The sequence below is a fragment of the Microbacterium sp. XT11 genome (genome assembly GCF_001513675.1).
Lineage (GTDB): Bacteria > Actinomycetota > Actinomycetes > Actinomycetales > Microbacteriaceae > Microbacterium.
In genome coordinates, this window is sequence record NZ_CP013859.1 from 721,251 (window position 1) to 740,221 (window position 18,971).

The following is an 18,971-nucleotide window of genomic DNA, read 5'->3' on the forward strand; positions in this document are numbered from 1 at the left end:
CCCGCACCGGCGCAGCTACGCGCCGACCTCGCCGGAGTGCTCCTCGACGGTGTCGCGCGGCATGAACGCCGCAGCCACGAGCGTCAGCACCGCGACGGCCGCCGCCGCGATGAAGACCCACACCGACGCCGACACGATGGTCGCCGGGTCGTCGGGTCCGGCACCGCGTGCGATCACCGCGTTGGAGATCGCGCCGAACACCGCGACGCCCACGGCGCTCCCCGCCGACCGGGCGAAGGCGTTCATGCCGGTCACCGCTCCCCGCTCGCCCCAGCCCACAGACGCCTGTGCCGCGATGAGCGTGGGGGCGGCGCTCCAGCCGAGGCCGAAGCCGAGCACGAAGGCGATCGCCGCCACTGAGAACGGGTTGGGCCAGGAGGCGACCGACGCCAGCGCGATGGCACCGGTCGAGGCGATGGCGAGGCCGATGAGCGCCGTGCGACGGAAGCCGATGCGCAGGTAGAGCCGCCCGGCGTTCGCGGCCGAGATGGGCCAGCCGAGAGTGAGCGCGGCGACCGCCAGTCCGGAGAGCAGCGGGGCGATCCCGATCGACCCTTCGAGGTAGGCGGGAGCGAAACTCGTCACACCGGTCATCAGCGCGCCGATGCCGAGAGAGACGATGGTGGTCGTGAGGATCAGCCGCCGCGCGGCGAGCCGGAGGTCGACGATCGGCTCTGCGGCCCGGCGTTCGACCAGCCCGAAGGCGACCAGCGCGACGATGCCGATGCCGAAGCACACGGCGCTCGGGAGCGACAGCCAGTCCCAGGCGTTCCCGCCCTCGAGGAGCCCGAGGATGACGCCGGTGAGGCCCACCGTGAGCAGTGCGGCTCCGGCGTAGTCGATGCGGTGCTGCTGCTTCTGCGGCTGCTCGGAGTAGTGGCGCACGAGCATCCAGCCCGCGATGAGGCACAGAGGGACATTGATCCAGAAGATCCACCGCCAGGCGTCGAGCTGTGCGAACACTCCGCCGAGAGCGGGGCCGACGACCGACGAGATCGCCCAGACGCTCGCGATATAGCCCTGCACCTTGGCGCGTTCCGCGACAGTGTAGATGTCGCCCACGATCGTCATCGACATCGGCGCGACGGCCCCCGCGCCCAGCCCCTGGATCACCCGGAACACGATCAGCGCGGGCATGCTCCATGCGAACCCGCACAGCACGGAGCCGAGAAGGAACAGCGCGATGCCCAGCATGATGATCGGCTTGCGCCCCACGGTGTCGGCGAAGCGCGAGTAGATCGGGACGCTCACCGCCTGGGCGAGCAGGTACACCGAGAAGAGCCAGGGGAACTGCTGGTAGCTGCCGAGGTCGCGCACGATGCTGGGCACCGCCGTCGCGAGGATCGTCGCGTCGATGGCGATGAGGCCGGTCGCGAGCATGAGGGCGCCGAGCACCGGGCCGCGCTCGGAACGGAGGCCGATGGAGGCGCGGTCGACGGATGCTGTCACCTCAAGGACAAGCCGTGCGGACGCCGGGCTATTCCGAAGCCGCACGCCGATCCCGCGATCAGGGCGGATCGACCGCGGACGGTGCCGTTCAGGTCGTGGCAGGGCGGATCGACGGCGGACGGTGCCGGTCAGCTCGTGGTCGAGCGACCGGCGTCGTCGGAGTCCGGCCGGTCCTTCGCCTCGTCGTCATAGAGCACCGGCCGGTCGACAGTCTTCGTGACATCCGACGGGTCGACCGCAAGCATGAGCATCGCGAGGATCAGCAGGGTGACGATGAACGCCCCGCCTCCGACGACCAGGCCGAGCGCGAGCGGCGTGAGACCCTCGTACGTGCCGTTGGCGATCGCCTGGTTGACACGCAGCGTGAACGCGCCGGTCGACACGAGCGTGACCACCGCGGCGAACACTCCGCAGCCGAGGGCGATGCCCAGCAGGTGCAGGGGACGCAGGATGTCCCGTCGGGTCGGCTTCTCGTCGCTCATCGCTCTCCTCCCACGGCGGCACCCGGTGCGCTCGGTTCGTTGTCGGACGCGGCGGTGACGGCATCCGCCCGCTTCGGCGTGAGGCCCGCGATGCCGAGGAACACCGCGACGATGGCGGCGTAGCCGCCGAGCATCCCCACCCCGAGGATGATCCCGGTGAGCACGAAGTCGCCCGCGCCCTCGATCGCGTACGGCTGCGTGAAGCCGGCCGGGATCAGCAGCAGGATGACGCCGAGCAGCAGCCCGAACGCGCCCACCGTGATCTCATCACGAGCGGTGGCATGCGCGGAACGGCGTGCGCGGAGTCCCGCGATCAGCTCGACTGCACCGGTGACGAGCGCCCAGACCGTCACGACGACGAAGAAGACGTCTTCGGTGCGCCACGCCGGCACGCCCGCGGCCATGCCGGCGACCGCGTCGAATGCCGCGAGCAGCACGAACGGCCAGCGCCGCCCTGCGGGGGCGACGAGCCACGCGCTCAGCGCGAGCACGAGCGCGGTGGTCAGCGTGAATCCGCTGAAGACGGAGAGCCCGACAGCGGCGGAGTGATCGGGCGAGAACGTGATCATCAGCGCGGCCGCCGCTGCGAACAGCGCGCGCACCAGCTGGACATGGCGCACGGTGAACGCGCGGGCGGGAGCAGGCATGACGATCGAAGATCCTCCGGGGTGTTCCCCCCAGTCTACGCGCGGGCGCTGAGCGGTACGGCCGGATGCCGGACCCGGGATGTTCGCGGGACCCGGCGGATCTCCCCAGATCGATGGCCGGGTCCCACGAGATACGCAGCAAGGGGGGCATCACTGCGTCAGGCCGAAGATCGCGGGGTCGGGCACCCTCCCGCGAAGATCAACCCAAGTGACCCCACTTGCGCACCCGGTCCCCTGGGGCACGTGCGTGTGGTCGTATGCTCACTGTAGAGCGCGGCTCTTCACATACCGGAGGGGGTCTGTGATGAATATGACGAGCGACCGACGCCGGTCGCCTGCACACGCCTTCGCGAACGCGCTCAGAGACGCCATCAACGCCAAGGGCGTCACGCTCGCACGGCTTCACGAACAGCTCCGCGAACGCGGAAACCGGGTGTCGATGGCGACGCTCAGCTATTGGCGCTCAGGCGCACGCCGCCCGGAAGGGGCGCAGTCGCTGGCGGCGCTGGCCGACCTCGAGGACCTGCTGGGCGTCCGCGCCGGCGAGCTCACCGGGCTGCTCAGCGGCACGAATCGCACGGGCCCGCTGGGACCGACGCAGTTCCCCATCGACGAGGCGGCCCTGGAGCGCGCGGTGCGCGACACCTACGCGGCACTCGGGGCGCCGTATCCCGACGTCTCGCGCGAGCTCACGGTCCACTCGATCACCGAGGTGGGGGCAGACGGCTCGGTGCGCATCTCGACGTCCCGCGTCATCCTGCAGTCGACGGTCGGCACGCTGACCGCCACTCCGTTCCTCGAGCTCACGCCCGGCATGCGCACCCCCGCGCCGGTGTTCACGGCGGTATCCGGCGGACGCATCTCCCAGCGGTACTCGCATCCCGACGGAGAGGTGCACGGCGTGCTCTTCGAGCTGGAAGCGCCCCTCACCGCCCCGGAGACGACGGTCGTCGAGTGGTCGATGGAGTACCCCGCTGGGTATCCGCCGATGCGCGAGACCGGATATGCGCTGTCCCGCCAGTGCCGCGAACTGCTCGTCTGGACGCGGTTCCACCCCGACGCTCTGCCCGACTGGATCGAGGAGCGCGTGGAGACTCCGCACGGCGTCGAGGTATCGCCGCTCGCGCTCGACGGGCGCACCGCGGTGCACATCGTGCGCCGGGCGTTCGGCCCCGGCGCCGTCGAGTTGCGGTGGGGATACGGCGAACGCGCGTCTCAGCCCGGCTGATCGCCCGTCGCGACAGCGCGGCCCGGGGTGTTCGACCACTGGCTCCAGGAGCCGGGGAACACCTTCACGTCGAGACCGATCTCATCGGCGACGAGCGCGGTGTGGGCCGCCGTCACTCCCGAACCGCAGTACGCGGCCGCCGGCGTTCCGGGCACCACCCCCGCCGACGCGAAGGTCGCGCGCAGCGCGTCGTGATCGAGGATCATGCCGTCGGAGTCGACGTGCAGCGTGCTCGGCAGATTGACGGCACCGGGGATGTGTCCGGCCACGGGGTCGTACGGCTCGGTGTCGCCGCGGTACCGCTCGGCCGCCCGCACATCGAGGAGCACGCCGGACGCGGGGAACGCGGCGGCTTCGTCGATCGAGATCGCCTCGGCCCCGATCTCGCGCAGCACGACATCGCCCTCATCGGGGACGACGTCATCGGTGGCGATGTCGTACCCGGCGGCCTTCCACGCCCGGATGCCGCCGTCGAGGACCTTCGCGTCGACACCGCCCTGACGCAGCAGCCACCACGCACGAGCGGCCGCGATGCCCCTCATGTCGTCGTAGACCACGACGACGTCGCCCGTGCGCACACCCCAGCGGCGAGCGGCCGCCTGCAGCTTCTCGGTCGACGGAAGCGGATGCCGGCCCTCGGACGGCTCTCCGTGCGTCGCGAGCTCTTCGTCGAGCCGCACGAACACCGCACCGGGCACGTGGCCCTCGAGATACTCGGGGCGGCCGTCAGGACGTTCGAGCCGCCAGCGCACGTCGATCACGCGCACGGGCGCCCCCTCGTCGAGAAGGGTCTTCAGCTCGCCGACGGTCACGAAGTTGCTCACGATGCGAGGTTAGTCCCCACCGCGGACGTCCGTCGCGTCAGGCTCGCCTCCGTCTCCTGCGGCACGGCATCCGGTGCGCCGCTCCGGCGCTAGGCTCGGTGGGGCTGTTCGAGAAAGGCGACGATGTCCGCTGGTCTTCGCTGGATGCGCTTCCGCCCGCAGGAGGCGGCGCTCGTCGCCATCACGGCGGTGTGGGGCAGCACGTTCCTGCTCGTGCACTGGGCGATGGAGCACTCCGGACCGTGGTTCTTCGTCGGCATCCGATTTCTCGTCGCCGGGCTCATCAGCGTGCTGATCTTCTGGCGCACGCTGCGCGGCATCCGCTGGCGCGACGTCGGCGCCGGCGTCGCGATCGGCGTCATGATCCATCTGGGTTACGGACTGCAGACCCTCGGGCTGCAGACCATCGACTCCAGCACCTCCGCGTTCATCACGGCGATGTACGTGCCGCTGGTCCCGCTCGCGCAGTGGGCCGTGTTCCGCCGGCGTCCGCCTGCGATGGCCTTCGTCGGGGCGGGGCTGGCCTTCGGGGGTCTCATGCTCATCGCCGGACCGGACGCGTTCGCGCTGAGCCTCGGCCCCGGAGAGATCGCCACCATGATCAGCACCCTGCCGATCGCCGGGGAGATCATCCTCATCAGCCTGTTCGCATCGAAGGTCGACCTCGGCCGCATCACCGTGGTGCAGCTGCTCGCCGCCGGGGTGCTCGGCATCCTCACCATGCCCGTGACCGGAGAAGCGGTACCGGCGTTCTCCTGGGTGTGGGTGGGAGCGGCCGTGGGCCTCGGCGCGGCGAGCTGCCTCATCCAGCTCACGATGAACTGGGCGCAGAAGTCGGTGTCGCCCACGCGCGCGACCATCATCTACGCGGGCGAGCCGGTGTGGGCCGCCGTCGTCGGGCGCATCGCCGGCGAGCGGCTTCCGATGACCGCGCTCATCGGCGGCGCGCTCGTCGTGCTCGGCATCCTCGCCAGCGAACTGCGGATCGTGCGCCGGAAGGGATCCGCGACCTCGACGTGATGCGCGTGCGATGTCGGCGGCCCGTGGTGGAATGCCGGACATGACGGACGGGTCGGGAATAGGCGCGGGCTCCACGGCGGTTGGACCCGACATGATTGAAACTTCAACCGTCGCGCCGCTCGCCACCGAACGGACCCGCGTGCGCGTGCCGATGCGGTTCGCCGACGGCTACTCCACCACGGCCGACGTGGTGACGTTCGACGGGCTGATCGACGGGCGCGAGCACCTGCTGCTCGGGCTCGGCGACTGGCAGGGCGCTCTGGAGCGCGCGGCAGCCGGCGGCGACGCCCCGCTCGTGCGTCCTCACAGCGAGTGCCTGACCGGCGACGTCTTCGGCTCCCAGCGCTGCGACTGCGGACCTCAGCTGCGCGAGGCGGTCGAGCGCATCGCCGACGAGGGCGGCTTCTTGCTCTACCTGCGCCAGGAGGGCCGGGGCATCGGCCTCTACGCCAAGCTCGACGCGTATGCCCTGCAGGACGCAGGCCTCGACACCTATGAGGCGAACGTCGCCCTCGGTCACGGCGAAGACGAGCGCGACTACACCGTCGCAGCGCAGATGCTCACGGCCATCGGGGTCGACAGCATCCGGCTCCTCAGCAACAACCCCGACAAGGCCGTGCAGCTCGATGCCCTCGGCATCCGTGTCGCGGAGCGCGTCCCCACCGGCGTGCACCTGTCCGAGGCCAACACCCGCTACCTGCAGGCCAAGCGCGACCACACCGCGCACACCATCGACCTGTCCGCCGCCTGATGACCTCCGATCGCCGACTCGACGACGACGAGATGGCGACCTGGTTGCCGACCATCCGCTTCGTCCAGCTGCTGCCGCAGGTGCTCGACCGCACCCTGAAGGCAGAGGCGGGGCTCAAGCACGCGCACTACGCGATCCTCGTCACGCTCGCCGCCGACGCCGACAGGGCCATCCCGATGACCGAGCTCGCCGAGATCGCGGGGCTCAGCCGGTCGCGGCTCAGCCATGCCATCGACGCGCTCGAGGAGCGCGGCTGGGTCGTGCGCACCAGCTGCAGCAGTGACAGGCGCACGCTCACGGCGGCGCTGACGGATGCCGGGCGCGAGCTGCTCCGTTCGGCGGCGCCGGTGCACGTGGCACAGATCCGCGAGCTGGTGCTCGACCCGCTCTCTGCCGACGAGCGCGCGCAGCTCGGGGCGATCCTGTCCAAGCTGCTCCCGGGCATCGCCGCCGCCCTGTAACGGGCCGCATCGACCAGGGCGTCCGCCGCGTTCTGCTCTGAGCAGAATCGATGGAAGCCGCACGGCGCCTCGACGTACCGTGTGGACATGGCCGACCTCGTCCCGTTCCCGCGCTCGCCTCGCCGCCCGTCCGACCCGGAGCCGCTCTGGCGCCACCTGCTCGGCGACCAGCTGCGCCGCCGACGACACGGCCGCGACGAGACCCTCACCGAGACCGCCGAGAAGGCCGGGGTCTCGCCGCAGTACCTGTCCGAGGTGGAGCGCGGACTCAAGGAGCCTTCCAGCGAGATGATCGCGGCCATCGCCGGTGCCCTCGACACCAGCCTCATCGAGCTGACGAGCGCGATCGCCGACGAGCTGCGGTCCACCGGCGTACCGGCATCCGCTCCGGCGAGCGCGGCGGTGTCGGCCGGGCGGGCTGCGTTCGCTCTCGCCGCCTGAGCGGCCGGCATCCGGTGGGCGCCCGGGCCGGCGGGCACCGGTGGGCGCCCGCCGCAGCCCTGTCAGCCGCGCGCGCCGAGCACCGTGTCGATGAGCCCGTACTCCACGGCGGCGGATGCCGTGAAGACGCGGTCGCGGTCGGTGTCGGCACGCAGCTCCGCGACGGAGCGCCCGGTATGGCGGGCGAGGATCTCCTCCATGTCGGCGCGCACCCGCACAACCTCGTCGGCCGCGAGGATGAGGTCGGGGATGGCGCCGCGCGACTGACCCGCAGGCTGATGCAGCACGATGCGGGCGTGCGAGAGCGCCGACCGCTGACCGGGCGCTCCTGCGGCGACGAGCAGCGCCGCGGGCCCGATGGCCTGGCCGACGCAGGTCGTCGCGATCGCCGGGCGGATGTGCTGCATCGTGTCGTAGATCGCCAGCGCCGCTCCCGGATCGCCTCCCTCGCTGTTGATGTAGAACTGCACGGCACTCTCCGGACTGTCGGCGTCGAGGTGCAGCAGCTGCGCGATCAGGGCGTTCGCCACGCCCGCGTCGATGCCGGTGCCGAGGTACACGACCCGTTCGGCGAGCAGGTGCGAATACACGTCCATGACGCGCTCCCCGCGGGGGTGCTGCGCGATGACGTTGGGGATCGTGTAGCTGCTCACGCGTCCACCCCCAGCCCGACGCGAGCGCGGCGGCGCGGCATCACCTCGGCGAACGACGACACGATGCCGTCGATGAACCCGTACTCCCTCGCCTGCTCGGCGGTGTACCACCGGTCGTGCAGCGAGTCCTCGAAGATGCGCTCCCGCGGCTGCCCGGTGTCGTCGGAGATGAGTCCGAGCACGGTGTCGCGCATGTGCCGCAGGTCGTCGGCCTGCGTCTCGATCTCGACCGCGGAGCCGCCGATGCCCGCGGACCCCTGATGCATCAGGATGCGCGCGTGCGGCAGCGCCCTGCGCTTGCCCTTGGTGCCGGCGGACAGCAGGAACTGCCCTGCGCTGCACGCGAGTCCGAGCGCCAGGGTCGAGACGTCGTTCGGCACGATCCTCATGAGGTCGCGGATCGCCAGCATCGACGGCACGGAGCCGCCGGGCGAGTGGATCCACAGGGCGATGTCGGCCACCGGGTCCTCGGATGCGAGCGTGAGCAGCTGCGTCATGAGCAGCGTGCCGTTGTCGTCGTCGAGGGCGCCGTCGAGCACGAGCACCCGCTCGTGGAACAGCGCCCTGCGGGCCTCGGGCCCGAACTGGGGGTTGGGGTTGTCTTCGCTCATGCCCTCAGCATCCGCCCCGGCTCCCTGTCGGCGCTCCCGTTTCTGCTCAGGGCCGCTCTGCCGTGAGCGGATGCGTGAGCGGACGCCGTGAGCGGATGCCGTGAGCGGATGCGGTGAGGCCCGCCGGTGGGGGCGCGTCAGCGCACGGCGTGCAGCTCGGCGTCGGACGCGCGAGACGACGTCGCCGCGAACGCCTGCGCGAGGTCGGCGATGAGGTCGTCGGCGTTCTCCAGCCCGATCGACAGCCGCAGCACGTCGGCGGCTGGCCGCGCCTCGGCCGGCACGGGGCGGTGGGTGAGCGCGGCCGGATGCTGGATCAGCGAGTCGACGCCGCCGAGCGACACCGCGTGCGTGAAGAGCCGGGTCGAAGCGGCGACGGCGGATGCCGCGGCATAGCCGCCCCGCATCCGCATCGCGATCATGGCGCCGGTGCCCCGCATCTGACGATGCAGGATGCCGTGAGGGTCGCCGTCGAGCCCCGGGTAGAACACCTCCGCGACCTCGGGTCGGTCGATCAGCCACTGCACGACGCGGCGTGCGTTGTCCTGCTGCTGCCGCATGCGCACCGGCAGGGTCGTGAGCCCGCGGTGCAGCAGATACGCGCCGAGCGGGTGCAGGAGTCCTCCCGTGATCGCCCGCACCCGCCGCAGCGCCTCGGCCGTCCGCTCGCTGCAGGCGACGACACCGGCGATGACGTCGCCGTGCCCTCCGAGGTACTTCGTCGCACTGTGCAGCGACATCGCCGCGCCGAGGTCGAGGGGGTTCTGCAGCACAGGGGTGGCGAAGGTGTTGTCGACGACGACGGGCACCTCTCCCGCCTGCGCGACCACAGCCGCGATGTCGGCGAGGTCGAGCGTCGGGTTGGCTGGGGTCTCGAGCACGACGAGTCCCGTGTCGGGGCGGATCGACGCCGCGACCTCCTCGGGGTGGCAGTACGTGGTCTCCACGCCCAGCAGACCGGAGCCGAGCAGGTGGTCGGTGCCGCCGTACAGCGGCCGCACCGCGACGACGTGGTGCTTCCCCGCCGCGGAGCCGTGCGCGAGGATCACCGCGGTCATCGCCGCCATGCCCGACGAGAAGGCGACGGACGCCTCGGCGTGCTCGAGCTCGGCGAGCGCCTCCTCGAACCGCGCGACCGTGGGGTTCCACAGGCGCGCGTAGACCATGCTGCCGTCGGCCGGCGGACGGCCGCCCGTCGCCATGGCCTCGTACGAGTCGCCGCCGCGTTCGACGTCGGGCAGCGGATTGGTGGTGGACAGGTCGATCGGCAGCGCGTGGACCCCGAGACCCTCGAGGTCGGAACGGCCGCTGTGGACGGCGACGGTGTCGGGATGCAGCGGTGCAGTCATGCTTCCACGTTGCCCGAATCCCAACGGTGGTGCAGGAATTCGACAGCATCCGTGGGTCTTCTCCCACTTTTCGCTATTCTGAGCCGCATCCGGCATCCGAGGAGGGATCACATTGGCCAAAGCGCAACTCGACGAGACCGATCTGGAGATCCTCGCCGCACTCACCCACGACGCCGACGTGACCAACAAGGCTCTCGCACACCGTTTGGGCCTGGCGGAGTCGACCTGCGCGCACCGGGTACGGGCCCTCCGCGATCGCGGCGTCATCCGCGACACCCGCGTGCGGATCGACGGGGCGGCGCTCGGCTTCCCGCTGCAGGCGATCATCAAGGTGCGCCTCACGAACCACACCGGCCCCAAGGTCACGGCGCTGTTCGACGCGCTCGTCGCGATCCCGCGCGTGCTGCAGGTGTTCCACGTCGCCGGCGTCGACGACTTCCTCGTGCACGTCGCCGTGCAAGACGCCACGGCGTTGCGCGACATCGTGCTCGAGCACATCACGATCCACCCGGTTGTGCGCGGCACCGAGACGCAGCTCGTGTTCGAACTGCGCGACGGCCGCGGGTTGCTGGCCTGACCGCCCGCCCGCCGCTTTCGAGTCGCATGATTCGACCCGATTCGGCCGAAATCGGGTCAAATCATGCGACTCGAACGGATGCCGGACAAGATGGAACCCGTACGACCGCAGCGAGCAAGGGAGCCCGGATGAGCCGCAGCACCACGTCGATCCGCGAGATGCGCGACTTCCTCTTCGCCAACGCGACCGACTACGACGCCGCGCGTGCCGGATTCCGCTGGCCCGACCCCGCCGAGTTCAACTTCGCACTGGAGTGGTTCGACGTCATCGCCGCCGAGAAGCCCGACCGGCCGGCGGTGCAGATCGTCGAGGCCGACCTCAGCCTCCGAGCGTGGACCTACGGCGAACTGTCCGCCCGCTCCAGCCAGGTCGCGAACTGGCTCACGCAGCTCGGCATCCGCCGCGGCGACCACGTCATCGTGATGCTCGGCAACACGATCGAGCTGTGGGAGGTCATGCTCGCGATCACCAAGATCGGCGCGGTGTCGATCCCCACCTCGACGCTGCTCTCGGCCTCCGACCTCGCCTACCGCATCGACCACGGCCGCGCCCGCGCCGTCGTCACGCTCGGCTCGCTCGCGCCGAAGCTGGAGGGCGCGGACGTGCTGCGCATCGGCATCGGCGACGACGTGCCCGTCGGATGGGCGCGGTTCGCCGACTCCGCATCGGCGGCGACGGAGTTCGAGCCCGACGGCCCGACGCCGGCCTCCGACACCGCGCTGCTCTACTTCACCAGCGGCACCACGAACCGCCCCAAGCTCGTGCAGCACACGCATGCGTCGTACCCGATCGGGCATCTCTCGACCATGTGGTGGCTGGGCCTGCGGCCCGACGACGTGCACCTGAACATCTCGTCGCCGGGGTGGGCGAAGCACGCCTGGTCGAGCTTCTATTCGCCGTTCCTCGCCGAGGCCACCGTCTTCGTCTACAACTACGACCGGTTCGACGCGAACACGCTGATGCAGGTCATGGACACGCATCACGTCTCGACCTTCTGCGCGCCGCCTACGGTATGGCGGATGCTGATCCAGGCCGACCTCGGTCGCCTCACGCATCCGCCGCGCGAGCTCGTCGGCGCCGGTGAGCCGCTGAATCCCGAGGTCATCGAGCGGGTGCGGAACGCGTGGGGCGGCACGATCCGCGACGGCTTCGGCCAGACCGAGATGACCTGCTGCATCGGCAACTCACCAGGTCAGCCGATCAAGATCGGTTCGATGGGACGACCGCTGCCCGGCTACCCCGTCGTGCTGCTCGACCCGGCGACGGGGGAGGTGACGGATGCCGAGGGCGAGATCGCGCTCGACCTGTCACAGCCGCCGCTCGGACTCATGGCCGGCTACTTCGACGACCCCGAGAAGACGGCGGAGTCACGCGAGGGCGGCTTCCACCACACGGGCGACATCGCCGTCCGCGACGCCGACGGCTACCTCACCTACGTCGGCCGCGCCGACGACGTGTTCAAGGCGTCCGATTACAAGATCTCCCCGTTCGAGCTGGAGTCGGTGCTGCTCGAACACGACCTCGTGGTGGAGGCCGCCGTGGTGCCGAGCCCCGATCCGACCCGGCTCGCGGTGCCGAAGGCGTACGTGTGCCTGCGCGCGGATGCCGCGGTGGACGAGGTCGAGGCCGCGCGGTCGATCTTCGCCTACGCGCACGACCGGCTCTCCTCGCACCTGTGGGTGCGGATCATGGAGTTCGTGCCGGAGCTGCCGAAGACGATCTCGGGCAAGATCCGGCGCGTCGAGCTGCGCGCACGCGAGGCCGAACGTGTGGCGTCAGGAGACGAGTCGGGCCAGCACCGCGACCGCGACTACCGCTGACGGGAGCACCCGAGCCCCCGACCCCCGCGCGCTCCGGTTCAGGCGACGCGTGCCGGGTTGGTGCGCGCGAGCGCCGCCGGCGTACCCGTCGCCACGGGCACCGACGCGGTCCGCGTCGTCACCGCAGCCGAAGCCGCAGCGACGGCCCGATCCGCCGACGTCTCCGGCGCGCCGGCGGTCACGGTGACGGCATGCGCCCGCGCGAGCTCCGGCCTCTCGTACCCCGACGCGCTCGCGAGCGAGCGGACGACAGCTCCGATCGTGAGCGACCCGGCGAGTGCGGCGCCCGCAACGATGAGCGGGATCCACTGGTTCGCGAATCCGGCGAAGGAGCTGACCAGCGCACACGGGATCCACACCCCGACCGCGCCGCCGCACAATCCGCCGGCACCGCGGACGATCGCGACCGCGGCCACGATCGCGCACAGCGCTGCGAGCACCGCACCGACCACTCCGATCGGCACCAGAACGGCTGCCAGATCACTGGCCACCCTCGATGACGTCATGACGACCCCCCGTCAGCGGAACTTCCGCACTTCAACAGTACGAAAGCGTCGCCACCGCGGCATCCGTCTCGAGGATGATCTCGACTACGACTCAGGTCTAGATCGCGACCGCGCGAAGACCCGGCTCCGACCGCGAAGACCCCGCCCCGGGCCGGCGGCGCGGAGGCTCAGGCTCCGGACCGGCGGCGCGGAGCAGCGGCGGCGCGCCTCAGGAGCCGCGCGAGCCGGGAACGACGGATCACCGACACCGGCTGCGTGACGACCGCGTCGACGACCATCGAGCCGTCCACCGGTCCGATGATCGGGATCGCCGAGGTCTCCGTCGCGTGCACCGGATCGACGGGCATGCGCGCCAGACCGCGGTGTGCGCGGACGTACGCCGGCACGAGCAGCACGATCGCGCCGAGCCAGGCGAGGGGGTTGCTCAGGGCGACGCCGGGGAAGCCCATCATGGCACCGAGGACCACGGCGGCCGAGACGCGGGCGACGAGCTCGATGACGCCGGTGATCGTGGGGACGAGCGTGTGACCGAGTCCCTGCAGCGCGCCGCGCAGCACGAAGAGCACACCGAGGGCCCAGTACCCGCAGCCGTTGATGATGAGCATGAGGTGGGCCATGTCGACCACGTCATCGGACCCATCGCCGATGAACAGCCTCACCATCGGCGCGCCGAAGGCGATGATGACGATGCCGATCAGCGCGCCGCCGATGATCGCCATCCACGTCGCCTCGATCACACCGCGACGGATGCGGTCGGGCCGCCGCCCGCCGAGGTTCTGCGCCGAGTACATCGAGACCGCCAGCCCCAGCGACGACAGGAAGGCGACGCCGAGGCTGTCCACCCGCGAACCGGTCGTGTAGGCCGCCACGGCATCCGCCCCGAGGGTGTTGAGCGCCACCTGCACGGTGAGCGTGCCGATGGCGATGATCGAGGCCTGGAACCCCATGGGGAGGCCGAGCCTCAGGTGCTCGGCGAGGTCGTCCCTGGTGATCCGCCAGTCGGCACGGCGCAGGTGCAGCATCGGCAGCCGACGACGCACGAACTCCAGGCACAGCAGCACCGAGACCGCCTGGGCCACGACTGTGGCCAGGGCCGCGCCCGCGACTCCCCACTCCAGCGGACCGACCATGAGCACGACGAGTCCGGCGTTCAGGGCGCACGACACCGTGAGGAACACCAGCGGGGTGCGCGAGTCGCCGATCGCTCGGATGATGGCCGAGAGGTAGTTGAAGAACATCGTCGCGCCGGCGCCGAGGAAGCTGATCTGCGTGAAGACGGTGGCTTCGGCCATGAGCTCCGGAGGCGTCTGCAGCAGGGCCAGCACGGGCGCCGAGATCAGCGGCGCCACGACGGTGAGGATCACACTCGTGATCCCGGTGAGCAGCACGCCGGTCGCGACGGAACGGCGCACGGCCGCGTCGTCTCCGGCGCCGAACGCCTGGGCGATGGGGATCGCGAAACCGCTCGTGAGGCCCCAGGCGAAGCCGAGCAGCAGGAAGAGCAGCGACCCCGTCGCGCCGACGGCAGCGAGGGAGTCGACGCCGAGGTGACGGCCGACGACGACGGCATCGACGAACTGATACAGCTGCTGCACGACGTTGCCGAGCAGGAGCGGAACGGAGAAGGCAAGGATGACACGCCACGGACGGCCCGTGGTGAGGGTGGTGGCCATGGGGAGCGGCTCGCAGGACTGAGGGGTGGATCGGGGGTCCGCCCAGTGTATCGAAACGATTCGCAGCACCGGTATCCCCGCGCCTGCATCCGGCTCCCGATCGGCCTGACGCACCGCGGCGCGTTCGGGTGACGGCATCCGCGTGCATTACTCTGCATCAGCACCCGCATGCCGGGTGCGGCAGTCGACGAGGACCGGAGGACCACAGTGACGAGTCAGGACACACGGGGCACGGCGAAGGGGCAGGGCGGCACCGCGAAGGGGCAGGGCGAAGAGCATCTGCGGCGAGCCCTGAGCAACCGCCACATCCAGCTCCTGGCGATCGGCGGGGCGATCGGCACCGGACTCTTCATGGGAAGCGGCAAGACCATCTCGGTCGCCGGCCCCTCGGTGATCTTCGTCTACATGATCATCGGCTTCATGCTCTTCTTCGTCATGCGGGCGATGGGCGAGCTGCTGCTCTCGAACCTCAAGTACAAGTCGTTCAGCGACTTCGCCAGCGACCTGCTCGGCCCGTGGGCGGGCTTCTTCACCGGCTGGACCTACTGGTTCTGCTGGGTCGTCACCGGCGTCGCCGACGTCATCGCGATCGCCGGGTACACGGATGCGCTCATCCCCGGCATCCCGCTGTGGATCCCTGGTCTGCTGGTGGTCATCATCCTGCTGGCGCTGAACCTGCCGACCGTCGCGGCCTTCGGCGAGATGGAGTTCTGGTTCGCCCTCATCAAGATCGTCGCCATCGTCGCCCTCATCGTCACGGGTCTCGTGATGGTGTTCACGGGCTTCCAGCACGACGCGGGCACGGCCTCGTTCGCGAACCTGTGGGAGCACGGCGGCATGTTCCCGCACGGCTTCATGGGCTTCGTCGCCGGGTTCCAGATCGCCGTCTTCGCGTTCGTCGGCGTCGAGCTCGTCGGCACCGCCGCGGCCGAGACGCGCGACCCGAAGCGCAACCTGCCGAAGGCCATCAACGCGATCCCGATCCGCATCCTGCTCTTCTACGTCGGCGCGCTGATCGTGCTCATGTCGGTGACGCCGTGGACCGAGTACGTCGCAGGCGAGAGCCCGTTCATCGCGATGTTCGCCCTCGCCGGGCTCGGCATCGCCGCGACCGTGGTCAACCTCGTGGTGCTGACCTCCGCCATGTCGAGCGCGAACTCCGGGATCTACTCGACGTCGCGCATGGTGTTCGGCCTCGCGCAGGACGGCGACGCTCCCCGGGTGTTCGGCCGCCTCTCGAAGCGCAAGGTGCCGCAGAACGCGCTGTTCCTGTCGTGCGTGCTGCTGCTCTCGGGCGTCGTGCTGCTCTACGCGGGCAAGGACATCGGCACCGCCTTCGACATGGTCACGACCGTGTCGGCCGTGTGCTTCATGTTCGTCTGGACGATCTTCCTCGCCAGCTACCTCGTGTACCGGCGGACGCGGCCCGAGAAGGCGGCGACCTCGGCGTTCCGCATGCCGGGCGGCGTGTTCATGGTGTTCGTGGTGCTCGCGTTCTTCGTGTTCATCCTGTGGGCACTCACGACCCAGCCCGACACGCTCACGGCTCTCCTGGTCACGCCGATCTGGTTCACGATCCTCGTCGTGTCGTGGCTGTTCGTGCGCAGGTCGCCGCACCACATCGCGCGGCACGAGGCCCACATCGCCTACCTCCGCAACGAGTCCGAGGAGTAGTCCGCGGGCGTACGGCGGGCTGCTCGGTATCGTGGGCGAGTGAGCACGGACCGCAGCTACCCGGCGACGATCGCCGCGGCCGTCGAGCACGAGATCGTCATCAAGAAGTCGCGGTTCATCGCGCACGTCGAGCCGGTCGGCTCGGTCGAGGAGGCGGATGCCGTCATCGCGGCGGTGCGCAAGCGGTTCTGGGACGCACGACACCACTGCAGCGCGATGGTCACCGGCCTCGGCGGCGACCAGGCCCGCTCGAACGACGACGGGGAGCCGTCGGGCACGGCCGGCATCCCGATGCTGGAGGTGCTGCGGCGCCGCGAGCTCACCGACGTCGTGGCAGTCGTCACCCGATACTTCGGGGGCGTCAAGCTGGGTGCAGGCGGTCTCGTGCGGGCGTACTCGACCGCGGTGTCGGAGGCGCTCGACCTCGCCGCCCTCGTGCACCGAACGGCGCTCACCCGTGTCTCGATCGACGTGGCGCATGCGGATGCCGGTCGCTACGACAACATGCTGCGCGACTGGGCGGCCCATCACGGAGCCACGCTGGGCGAACCGCGCTACGGCGCCATGGCGACGCTCGAACTGTGGGTGCCCGCCGGAGAGCTCGATCGCCTCGCCGCCGACCTCGCGGCGGCATCCGCCGGATCCGTCGCGGCCGTGCTCGGTGAGGAGCGCATCGTCGACGTGCCGGCCTGACGGGCTCCACGTACCGGCTAGCCTGGATCAGCGGTGGAAGGAGCAGGATGTTCGACAGCCCGCTCTCGGCATCGCCCTACGAGGTGCTCGGCGTCTCACCGTCGGCGCCCGACGACGAGCTGCGCCGCGCGTACCGGCTGCGGCTCCGCGAGACGCACCCCGACACCGGGGGCGAGGCGGCCGTGTTCATCCAGGTGCAGCGCGCTTGGGAGCTGATCGGCACGCCCGAGCTGCGGGCGGCCTACGACCGCACCCGCGGATCCGACACCGAGTGGAACGGATGGCGTTCGCCGGCAGCCCGCACCGACACGCGCCCGCGCCCGAAGACCTACGGTGAGCCGGGCGTCCGCCGCCGCGCGCGGTACGAGGCCCTGATGCGAGAGTGGGCGGGCGACGAGATCGATCCGTACGCCCCGGCGGTCGTCGGCCGGGCCCCGCGCGACCTGCGGCGCCTGCTCGCCGCCGCCCTCGCCGAGGAGGGGACGGCGGATGCCGTGGCCGGGCTCGGCATGGGCTTCACACTGTGGCACGGGGTCGCGGTGGAGCCGGAAGGCCAGCTCGACCACGTCGTGCTGGGGCCGAGCGGTCTGTACGGCCTGATGTCCGCCGACTTCGGCGGTGTGGTGGGCTTCCGCGGAGGAGAGATCACGGGGCCGAGCCTGGGGACGCTGGCGCCGGTGACCACGCTGCTCGCACAGATCCGCGGCGTCGCGCGTGCCGCGAAGGTGCGGTTCAGCGGGGCCGTCGTGGTGCTGCCTGACGACGACCTCGCCATGGCGGTCACGCCGCTCGGGCGCATCCGCGACCTGCCCGCCGTCGTCGTGCGGCGCAGCGCCCTGCCGTCGCTGCTGCGCGCGGGAGTGACGGGTGCCCGGGTGATCGGCGGCAACGAGCTGTTCGACGTCCGCACGCGGCTGCGCGCCGGCATCCGCTTCGCCTGAGTCGCGCGCCGGCCGACCCGCAGGCCCGGCCGAGACCGGCCCATTGACACGACGAATCAAACCGGTTTACACTCGTCAAACCGGTTCACACCCGAGCGGACCGATCACGCAGGACCCGACCGGCACGCACCGGGCTCTCCCCGAGGATGTGGCATGACCCGCACGACGATCGCCGACGTGGCGCGCGAGGCCGGAGTGGCCAAGGCGACCGTGTCGCACGCCCTCTCCGGCAACCGCCCGATTTCCGAAGAGACCAGGGCGAAGGTGCTCGCCGCGGCCGAGAAGCTCGGGTGGGTGCCGAGCCAGAACGCCAGGGCCCTCGCCAACCGCCGCGCCAACGCGATCGCCGTCGTACTGGCCCGCGATCCCGAGGTCATCGCGAACGACTCGTTCTTCCCCGCGTTCATCGCCGGGGTCGAGTCGGTGCTGTCCGAGACCGAGACCGCGCTCATCCTGCAGGTCGTCCCCGATCGGGATGCCGAGGAGCGCGCATACCGCTCCCTCGCCCACGGCCGGGCCGACGGCGCGCTGCTGCTCGACCTCCGCGACGACGACTGGCGCGTGCCGTTCCTCGACGAGCTCGGCCTTCCCACCGTCCTGGTCGGGGCGTACGACGCACCGCACCCGTTCTCGTGCGTCCGGACGGACGACGCCTCTCCGGTCCGCGCGATCATCGCGCACCTGCGAGACGCAGGGCACGAACGCATCGCGCACGTCTCCGGCCCGCTGAGCTACGTGCACTCCCGCGCCAGGGCCGAAGCGTACGTCGACGAGATCGGCGACGACGCCCTGCTGCGCGAGGGCGACTTCACGGCGGCGAGCGGGCGCGCCCGCACGGCCGAGCTGCTCGCCCTCCCCGATCGCCCCACGGCCATCGTCTACGCCAACGACACGATGGCCATCGCCGGCCTGTCGTTCGCGCGCGCGCAGGGACTGTCGATCCCGGCCGATCTCGCCATCGCGGGGTTCGACGACGACCACCTGTCCGCTCACCTCACCCCGGCGCTCACGAGCGTCTCATCCGACCCCGCTGCGCGGGGCCGTGCCGCCGCCCGGCTCCTGCAAGCCGACCTCGCCGGCGCGGAACCGCGCACCGAGGTCGTCGACTGCAACGTCGTGCACTTCCGCGAGAGCACGTCGGCCGGACCGGCCTGAGAAGAAGTCACCGCAC

At 70.8% G+C, this 18,971-nt stretch carries 20 protein-coding genes; 11 read left to right on the forward strand and 9 right to left on the reverse strand.

Annotated features, from left to right (window positions below; genetic code table 11):
* Nucleotides 1–15: 15 nt before the first annotated feature.
* The 3 genes from AB663_RS03480 to AB663_RS03490 all read right to left on the reverse strand — a co-directional run bounded on the left by AB663_RS03480 (nucleotide 16) and on the right by AB663_RS03490 (nucleotide 2,578).
* Complete coding sequence (locus AB663_RS03480) at nucleotides 16–1,449, reverse strand: MFS transporter (RefSeq protein WP_067195865.1); 1,434 nt, start codon at nucleotides 1,447–1,449, stop codon at nucleotides 16–18.
* A 128-nt stretch (nucleotides 1,450–1,577) separates the two neighbouring features.
* A complete protein-coding gene (locus AB663_RS03485; RefSeq protein WP_067195867.1) occupies nucleotides 1,578–1,931 on the reverse strand; it encodes a hypothetical protein in 354 nt (117 codons plus the stop codon).
* Entirely contained in the window at nucleotides 1,928–2,578 is a 651-nt protein-coding gene (locus tag AB663_RS03490; RefSeq protein WP_067195869.1) for an acyl-CoA synthetase, read from the reverse strand. Before AB663_RS03490 ends, AB663_RS03485 begins: the two co-directional genes overlap by 4 nt.
* A 304-nt stretch (nucleotides 2,579–2,882) precedes the next feature.
* On the opposite strand from AB663_RS03490, the gene AB663_RS03495 reads away from it, so the two are divergent.
* Nucleotides 2,883–3,806, forward strand: a complete 924-nt coding sequence (locus AB663_RS03495; protein ID WP_067195871.1) for a hypothetical protein — start codon at nucleotides 2,883–2,885, stop codon at nucleotides 3,804–3,806.
* On the opposite strand, the gene AB663_RS03500 is transcribed toward AB663_RS03495, so the two are convergent.
* Nucleotides 3,794–4,630, reverse strand: coding sequence for a sulfurtransferase (locus tag AB663_RS03500; protein ID WP_067195873.1), 837 nt, complete (start codon nucleotides 4,628–4,630; stop codon nucleotides 3,794–3,796). The genes AB663_RS03495 and AB663_RS03500 overlap by 13 nt on opposite strands.
* Nucleotides 4,631–4,753: 123 nt before the next feature.
* Here AB663_RS03500 and AB663_RS03505 point away from each other — a divergent pair, with 123 nt between their 5' ends.
* From AB663_RS03505 to AB663_RS03520, 4 genes are all read left to right on the forward strand, one after another.
* Nucleotides 4,754–5,650, forward strand: a complete 897-nt coding sequence (locus tag AB663_RS03505) for a DMT family transporter (RefSeq protein WP_067195875.1) — start codon at nucleotides 4,754–4,756, stop codon at nucleotides 5,648–5,650.
* Nucleotides 5,651–5,741: 91 nt separating this feature from the next.
* Nucleotides 5,742–6,401 (forward strand): GTP cyclohydrolase II, encoded by a 660-nt coding sequence (locus AB663_RS03510; protein WP_067195877.1) that lies wholly within the window; start codon nucleotides 5,742–5,744, stop codon nucleotides 6,399–6,401.
* Entirely contained in the window at nucleotides 6,401–6,862 is a 462-nt protein-coding gene (locus AB663_RS03515; RefSeq protein WP_067195879.1) for a MarR family winged helix-turn-helix transcriptional regulator, read from the forward strand. Before AB663_RS03510 ends, AB663_RS03515 begins: the two co-directional genes overlap by 1 nt.
* An 87-nt stretch (nucleotides 6,863–6,949) precedes the next feature.
* Entirely contained in the window at nucleotides 6,950–7,303 is a 354-nt protein-coding gene (locus AB663_RS03520) for a helix-turn-helix domain-containing protein (protein WP_067195881.1), read from the forward strand.
* A 62-nt stretch (nucleotides 7,304–7,365) separates the two neighbouring features.
* Here AB663_RS03520 and AB663_RS03525 read toward each other — a convergent pair whose 3' ends face one another.
* The 3 genes from AB663_RS03525 to AB663_RS03535 form a co-directional block, all read right to left on the reverse strand.
* Nucleotides 7,366–7,956 carry a ClpP family protease gene (locus AB663_RS03525; RefSeq protein ID WP_067195883.1) on the reverse strand — a complete coding sequence of 197 codons (591 nt, stop codon included), beginning with the start codon at nucleotides 7,954–7,956 and terminating at the stop codon, nucleotides 7,366–7,368.
* Nucleotides 7,953–8,567, reverse strand: a complete 615-nt coding sequence (locus AB663_RS03530; RefSeq protein WP_067195886.1) for a ClpP family protease — start codon at nucleotides 8,565–8,567, stop codon at nucleotides 7,953–7,955. Before AB663_RS03530 ends, AB663_RS03525 begins: the two co-directional genes overlap by 4 nt.
* Nucleotides 8,568–8,704: 137 nt before the next feature.
* Nucleotides 8,705–9,916, reverse strand: coding sequence for a trans-sulfuration enzyme family protein (locus AB663_RS03535; RefSeq protein WP_067195888.1), 1,212 nt, complete (start codon nucleotides 9,914–9,916; stop codon nucleotides 8,705–8,707).
* A gap of 112 nt (nucleotides 9,917–10,028) precedes the next feature.
* Here AB663_RS03535 and AB663_RS03540 point away from each other — a divergent pair, with 112 nt between their 5' ends.
* On the forward strand, nucleotides 10,029–10,493 hold the full coding sequence (locus tag AB663_RS03540; protein WP_067195890.1) for an Lrp/AsnC family transcriptional regulator: 465 nt from the start codon (nucleotides 10,029–10,031) through the stop codon (nucleotides 10,491–10,493).
* 128 nt (nucleotides 10,494–10,621) lie between these two features.
* Nucleotides 10,622–12,313 (forward strand): AMP-binding protein, encoded by a 1,692-nt coding sequence (locus tag AB663_RS03545; protein ID WP_067195893.1) that lies wholly within the window; start codon nucleotides 10,622–10,624, stop codon nucleotides 12,311–12,313.
* Between the two features lie 38 nt (nucleotides 12,314–12,351).
* Here AB663_RS03545 and AB663_RS03550 read toward each other — a convergent pair whose 3' ends face one another.
* Together AB663_RS03550 and AB663_RS03555 are read right to left on the reverse strand one after the other, a co-directional pair.
* Nucleotides 12,352–12,819, reverse strand: coding sequence for a hypothetical protein (locus tag AB663_RS03550; protein WP_157540857.1), 468 nt, complete (start codon nucleotides 12,817–12,819; stop codon nucleotides 12,352–12,354).
* Between the two features lie 167 nt (nucleotides 12,820–12,986).
* The gene (locus tag AB663_RS03555; RefSeq protein WP_067195896.1) at nucleotides 12,987–14,492 is read right to left on the reverse strand and encodes an MATE family efflux transporter; all 1,506 of its coding nucleotides are present in this window, start codon (nucleotides 14,490–14,492) and stop codon (nucleotides 12,987–12,989) included.
* A 168-nt stretch (nucleotides 14,493–14,660) separates the two neighbouring features.
* On the opposite strand from AB663_RS03555, the gene cycA reads away from it, so the two are divergent.
* From cycA to AB663_RS03575, 4 genes are all read left to right on the forward strand, one after another.
* Nucleotides 14,661–16,166 carry a D-serine/D-alanine/glycine transporter gene (cycA, locus tag AB663_RS03560; protein WP_083511086.1) on the forward strand — a complete coding sequence of 502 codons (1,506 nt, stop codon included), beginning with the start codon at nucleotides 14,661–14,663 and terminating at the stop codon, nucleotides 16,164–16,166.
* Nucleotides 16,167–16,205: 39 nt separating this feature from the next.
* Nucleotides 16,206–16,859: a YigZ family protein gene (locus AB663_RS03565; RefSeq protein ID WP_067195898.1), complete on the forward strand. Its 654-nt coding sequence runs from the start codon at nucleotides 16,206–16,208 to the stop codon at nucleotides 16,857–16,859.
* Nucleotides 16,860–16,906: 47 nt separating this feature from the next.
* Nucleotides 16,907–17,800, forward strand: a complete 894-nt coding sequence (locus tag AB663_RS03570; protein WP_067195900.1) for a J domain-containing protein — start codon at nucleotides 16,907–16,909, stop codon at nucleotides 17,798–17,800.
* A 153-nt stretch (nucleotides 17,801–17,953) separates the two neighbouring features.
* Nucleotides 17,954–18,955, forward strand: coding sequence for a LacI family DNA-binding transcriptional regulator (locus AB663_RS03575; protein ID WP_067195902.1), 1,002 nt, complete (start codon nucleotides 17,954–17,956; stop codon nucleotides 18,953–18,955).
* Nucleotides 18,956–18,971: the final 16 nt, after the last annotated feature.